The sequence below is a fragment of the Nocardiopsis sp. NPDC006832 genome (genome assembly GCF_040635885.1).
In the GTDB taxonomy this organism is placed as follows: domain Bacteria; phylum Actinomycetota; class Actinomycetes; order Streptosporangiales; family Streptosporangiaceae; genus Nocardiopsis.
Genome location: NZ_JBEYLC010000122.1, coordinates 1 through 5,841 on the forward strand (window position 1 = coordinate 1; position 5,841 = coordinate 5,841).

Here is a 5,841-nt window from a genome sequence, read left to right on the forward strand (position 1 = left end):
CGGAGTACGCGACCCGGTTCCCGATCAACGTCATCGTGGACATGCTCGGCCTGGACCAGGACGACCACGACCGCTTCCACGACTGGTACACCGCGATCATCGCCTTCCTCGGCAACCTGAGCCAGGACCCGGAGGTGACCGCGGCGGGGCTGCGCACACACGACGAACTCGCCGACCACCTCATCCCGATCATCCAACGCAGACGCGAGGAACCCGGCGACGACCTGCTGTCGCGGCTGTGCCAGGCCGAGGTGGACGGCACCCGGATGACCGACGAGGAGATCAAGGCGTTCTGCAGCCTGCTGCTGGCCGCGGGCGGCGAGACCACCGACAAGGCACTGGCGAGCCTCTTCGCGAACCTGCTGGACCACCCCGAACAGCTCGCCGCGGTGCGCGATGACCGGTCGTTGATCCCGAGGGCCTTCGCCGAGTCCCTGCGCTACACCCCGCCGGTGCAGATGATCATGCGCCAACCCGCCGAGGACGTGGAGATCGGCGGCGCCACCGTGCCCGCCGGGTCCACGATCACCTGCCTGATCGGTGCGGCCAACCGCGACCCGGACCGGTTCGCCGACCCCGACACCTTCGACGTGTTCCGCGCCGAGCTCGCCGACACCACGTCCTTCTCGGCGGCGGCCGAACACCTGTCCTTCGCCCTGGGCCGACACTTCTGCGTCGGGGCGCTGTTGGCCGAGGCAGAGGTGCGGGTCGGGGTGAACGACCTGCTGGACGCGATGCCCGACGTTCGCCTGGCCCCGGGCGCCGAACCGGCGGAAGAAGGGCTGTTCACCCGCGGCCTGCGAGACCTGCCACTGGAGTTCACCCCCTCCGGGGTGCCCTCGCCACGTCGGGGCGGCTGAACGCGTACCCGGGGCGGGGGACGCTCCCCGCCCCGGGTCGGCCGGGTCAGCGGCCGGAACCGATGATGGGACTGAATCGGGCCGGTAGGTCGTACAGGCCGCGCATCCACACCGAGGGCCGCCACCGCAGCTGTTCGGGCGGCACCGCCATGCGCACGTCCGGCAGCCGGTCCAGGAGGGCCTCCACCGCGGTGCGGGCGATGACCTCCGCGACCCTGGGCGCGGGGAACGGACAACCATGTTCGCCGTGCCCGAACGACATCTGGGCCCGGTTGGAGACGTGGATGCTCAGGTCCCCGGTGTTGAGCCGGGGGTCGGCGTTGGCTGCGGCCATCCCCATCACCAACAGATCACCCCGCTGGATCCGACGTCCACCCAGGTCACAGGCCTGTACCGCCCAACGGCCGATGAAGTTCTGCGTCGGGGTGTTCTTCCACAGCACCTCGTTGAGCGCCTCGTCGGCACTGCTGCGCCCGCCCTGCAGGGTCAGGGAGAAGTCGTCGTCCAGGAGCATCAGCCGCAGCGTGTTGCCGATCCAGTTGCCGGTGGGCGCCTGCGCGGCCGACATGATCACGAGCAGGTCCATGAGGACCTCGTCGTCGGTGAGCCCCGCCGGATGGGTCAGCAACCGGGACGGGACGTCCTTGCGCGGGTGCGCGCGCCGTTGGGCGACGACCCGCCGCATCCGCTCCTGGAGCCGCTGGTGTGCTCCGGCCGCCTCCGCGGTGACGTCCAGGGAGAGCAGGTTGTCCCGCACCATCTCGGGGACCTCCTGCGCGGGGATGCCGTACAGGCGGGCGATCACCCCGGCCGGAATCTGGTGGGCGTACTGGCTGACCAGGTCGGCCTCGCCGTCCCCGGCGAAGCGGTCGATGAGCCCGTCGGCGACCTGGTTGCACACGGCGTGCAGGTCGGCCCGGTCCACGGCGTCCAACGCGTCGCCGATGGCCCCCGCCCGCCGCCGGTGATCGGCGCCCTCGGCGAACATCACCGACGGGGTCCACATCACGTAGGGCAGCAACGGCCAATCGCCGCCGACGCGGTCCCACTGGTTCCAACGACGACAGTCTCGGGCGAACCACTCGGGGTGGCCGGTCACATGGTGCAGTTCCCGGTAACCCAGGACGAACCACGCGGGCACGTCCCCGTCCAGCAGGATGGGCGCGACGGGGCCGAAGCGACGCCGCATCTCCTCGTAGAGCGAGAGCGGGTCACGGGCGATGTCGGGCCCGTAGAAGCGCATGGCGTGGGCGTGGTCGGGCGAATGGGGCACGGAACCCGTCGTCGTGGTGACGTTGGTCCGAAACCCCGCGCTGTCGTTCACGGCGTCTCCTTCAGGGCGGACCGGGCCCGCTCCATCGAGGCCAGGTGGTGGACGAGGGTGATCAGGACGTCGCGGCCGGACTCACGGCGGCGGGCGTCGCACTCCAGCAAGGGCACGTCGTCGGACAGGTCCAGGGCGCCGCGCACCCGTTCCAGGTCGGGGCCGGGGCCGAAACGGTTGACCGCGACGATGAACGGCGTGCCGTGGTGTTCGAGCCGGTCGATCGCGTACCAGGAGTCCTCCACCCGCGTGGTGTCGACGAGGACGACCGCGCCGAGGCTGCCGATGAACAACTGTTCCCACAGGAACCAGAAGCGCTTCTGGCCGGGCGCGCCGAACAGGTAGAGGACCCGGGTGGCGTCGACGGTGATGCGGCCGAAGTCGAAGGCGGCGGTCGTGGTGCGTTTGTCGCGGACCCCGCGCAGGTCGTCGACCTCGGCGCCGGCCTGTGTCATGACCTCCTCGGTGCTCAGCGGACGCATCTCGCGGACCGCTCCGACCATGGTCGTTTTGCCCACGCCGAAGCCCCCGACGATCACGATCTTGAGGGCGTTGCCGATCGTGGCGGCCAGGGGGGTTCGGCCCGGTGCGGGCGTGATCCGCTCAGAGGCGTTGGAGGGCAAGGAGCACCTGCTTCAGCGTGTCGGGGTCGTGCCGGGGCCCTTCCTGAGAGGTGGAGGGTACGTGGTGCCGAACGGTCACGGCCCCCGTGTCGAGCAGGTCGACCAGGAGGACCCGGACGACGCTGACGGGGAGCCCGAGCTCGGCGGACAGCTCCACCACCGCGATCGGACGCGGGCACAACCGCAGGATGTCGGCGTGTTCGGACTGCATGTCGGCGGCGGGTTCGGACTCGGCGACGATGAGCGCGACGGAGTCGAGGGAGGATTCGTCGGTGCCGCCACGGCCACCCGTGACCGTGTACAGCCGGTCCGGCGCCTCCTTGCCGGCGGGTTCGGGACTCATCGCTTCAGGTCCCTCTCGTAGGGCCTCCGTCGGGGAGGCACTGCGACGTGGTGGCCGATCTGGTCGACGAGTTCGTTCATCCGGCGGGCGACCACGCCGACGTCGGCCTCGGTTCCGGTGACCACGGCCAGGTGGGCGCCCTCACCGGCCCCGACGATCAGCAGGAGTCCACCGCCGTATTCGAGCATGGCCTGTCCGGCGCCGGTGGCGTCGCCGAACTCGGCGGAGGCGCTCAGGGACAGGCTCTGGATGCCCGCGGATATCGCGGCGAGTTGGTCGGCCCGGTCCACGTCGAGTTCTCGGGTGTGGCACATCTTGAGTCCGTCCCGGGAGAGCACCAGGACGTGGTGGACACCGGTGGTCCCGCTGCGCAGGTTCTCCAGCATCCAGTCGAGACTGGAGTCGGTCGTGGTCATCGGGTTGTCGGGGCGGCCCCGGAACGACGTGCGTCCCGGTGCCCCTCCCTCCGTTCCTGTTCGGTCGCTTGTCTGCCGGTGGTGTGCGGTGGGAGCCGTGGTCAGGCGCCGCCATCGGGGTGGTGTTCGTCGTCGGTTCCGGCGTCCCGGAAGGCGGAGAAGCGGGTGGGCAGGCCCCCGCGTGAGAGGTTCCCGCCCCGGTTCCGGTCGGGGTAGAGCTGTTCGGGGTTCTCCCTGACCGCTTCGGCCAGGGTGAGTCCACGGTGCCGTTGGGGCAGTTCGAAGTGCTGCTCTTCGGTCTTCTCGGTCTTCTCGGTGTTCGAGGCGTCCTTGCCCTCGTGGCCGGGTCGTTCCCCGGTCGGAGCCTGGGAGCCGCGGGCGCCGTCGCGTCGGGGCAGGGGCGGTCGGGGGTCCCGGGGTGTGGACCGGACAGGCGGCGGTTCCGTGCCGGGCTGGGGTCCGGCCGCGGAGTGGGCCGGAGCCGGACGGGTGGGGGCGGGCACCGAGACCTGGGACCCGGTCTCGCTCAGGCGCGGTACGGGCCGAGAGCGCCGCGACTCGGTCAGCAGGTTCGGCGGGATGAGGACGACGACGCCGATACCACCGCGGGCGGAGGGTCGCAGACTGACCCGCAGCCCGTACCGGTCGGCCAGGCGTCCGACGACGGCCAGCCCCACGCGCCCCGAGGGCACGGTGGACAGGTCGCGGGGTTCGGTCAGCAGGCTCTCGGCCACCGCCCTCTCACGGTGACGCAGACCCATGCCGCTGTCCTCGACCGTGATGGTGACGCCGTTGTCGCCCTCCTCCGCGTAGACGTGCACCTCGGTGCCCAGGGCGGAGAAGTTCGCGGCGTTGTCCATGAGCTCGGCCAACGCCTGCATCACGCCCTCGGCCGCGTAGCCGACCACGGCGACGCTGCTGCTGGTGTAGTGCAGGCGGACCCGGCGGTAGGCGGTGATGCGGCCCATGGCCCCGCGCAGGATGCTCTCCATGACGATGGGGCGGGTCCAGCGGCGGCCGGATCGGCCCTTGGCGAGGGTGACCACCCGGTCGGCCAGGCGTCCGGTTCGGGAGACGTTGTGGTCGACCTCCAGCAGGTCCGCGAAGATGTCGCCGCGATCCCCATAGCGTTCCTGGAGTTCTCGCAGCTGGGCGAGCAGCGTGGTCAGGTGCGCCTGGATGCGCGCCCCGCACTCGGAGGTCGTGATCATCGCACGCTCGGCGCGCCGGTCACCGGCCAACATCCGTTGGAGGACGCGTCCGCGCAGGTGGGCGACGGGCGGGTGGACCGGCGGCAGCTCCTGCTGGAGGACCTCCTCCGCGGTGGGCAGGTCCTCATCGATGCGCAGCCGCATGAGGGGGATGCCGACGTCGGCCAGGGCGGCGATCTGCTCCTCGATCTCGGCGCGGGCCATGCGCTCCTGGGTCGACCGGCTCTCGGCCGAGGCGATCCGCGCGGTGACGGCGTGCGTGAGCCGATCGACGGCGGGGTGGGAGGGCCTGGGATGTTCGGACAACACGTCCTGGGGTGAGCGGTCCTCGCGGACGGCGTGGGCGAGCGCGGGCAGGAGCACGTCCACCACCCACCCGGTCTCCTCCTCCAGCGTGCGAGCGCCGGCGCCGATCCGGCCGGCGTGGGCACGGGTGTTGCGCGCGACCGCCGCCTGATGGGCGGCCGTGGCCACCGCGGCGCACAGGAGGAACGCGGCCAGGCCCCCGGCGAGCCCGACGGTGGTCCGGATCTCCACCGGGCTCTCGATCACCGCCCACGACCAGGTCGGTGCGGTGATCGCGGCGGCGATCAGGAGTGCGACGAGAGCCTGTTGGCCGGGGCGCGGGTGATTGCGTTTCCGGTCGGACAGGTGTGCTGCCATGAATGGGTTCCTCGCGGCGTGGGTCCGGGGTGGAGGAGTCGTGGCCCTCACCCGAAAGAGGGCACGGGACACATCCCTGCGACCCGGAAAGGGAATTCTCCGGGCCGGTTCGATTTCACGGTAGACCACCCGGGGATGGTGCGTGGAGTTTCTCGCAACACCACCCGACGACCTGCGCTTACGGTGTCATTCCAGACCGGATTCAATCCATGAAAAGGACAGAAAGCCCCCTTTTCCGGCATTCCAGAAAAGAGGGCACGCGAAGGTTTCTCTCCCCTGATTCCTCAAGGAACGAGGGTTCGTCGGCGGTCAGCCGGCGGCGGAGCTGCTTTCCCGGATGAGGAGCGTGTGCTCGACGACGACCCTCTCCGGTCGCCGGGGCTCTCCGGGGTCGTCGGTGG

General features: G+C 70.8%; 6 protein-coding genes. 1 reads left to right on the forward strand and 5 read right to left on the reverse strand.

Translation table 11 applies throughout. The annotated features are described in order from the left end of the window. The coding region (locus tag ABZ717_RS28295) for a cytochrome P450 (protein WP_358516231.1) at positions 1 to 860 on the forward strand (860 nt) is incomplete at its 5' end. Positions 861 to 906: 46 nt separating this feature from the next. Here the strand turns inward: ABZ717_RS28295 and ABZ717_RS28300 are convergent. From ABZ717_RS28300 to ABZ717_RS28320, 5 genes are all read right to left on the reverse strand, one after another. Continuing rightward, complete coding sequence (locus ABZ717_RS28300) at positions 907 to 2,103, reverse strand: cytochrome P450 (RefSeq protein WP_358516246.1); 1,197 nt, start codon at positions 2,101 to 2,103, stop codon at positions 907 to 909. Positions 2,104 to 2,180: 77 nt separating this feature from the next. After that, on the reverse strand, positions 2,181 to 2,807 hold the full coding sequence (locus ABZ717_RS28305) for an ATP/GTP-binding protein (protein ID WP_358516234.1): 627 nt from the start codon (positions 2,805 to 2,807) through the stop codon (positions 2,181 to 2,183). Beyond that, positions 2,788 to 3,150, reverse strand: a complete 363-nt coding sequence (locus ABZ717_RS28310) for a DUF742 domain-containing protein (RefSeq protein ID WP_358516237.1) — start codon at positions 3,148 to 3,150, stop codon at positions 2,788 to 2,790. The genes ABZ717_RS28305 and ABZ717_RS28310 overlap by 20 nt, the downstream gene beginning before the upstream one ends. Further along, positions 3,147 to 3,566: a roadblock/LC7 domain-containing protein gene (locus ABZ717_RS28315; protein ID WP_358516240.1), complete on the reverse strand. Its 420-nt coding sequence runs from the start codon at positions 3,564 to 3,566 to the stop codon at positions 3,147 to 3,149. The genes ABZ717_RS28310 and ABZ717_RS28315 overlap by 4 nt, the downstream gene beginning before the upstream one ends. A gap of 101 nt (positions 3,567 to 3,667) precedes the next feature. Beyond that, entirely contained in the window at positions 3,668 to 5,440 is a 1,773-nt protein-coding gene (locus ABZ717_RS28320; RefSeq protein ID WP_358516243.1) for an ATP-binding protein, read from the reverse strand. Between the last annotated feature and the right edge of the window lie 401 nt (positions 5,441 to 5,841).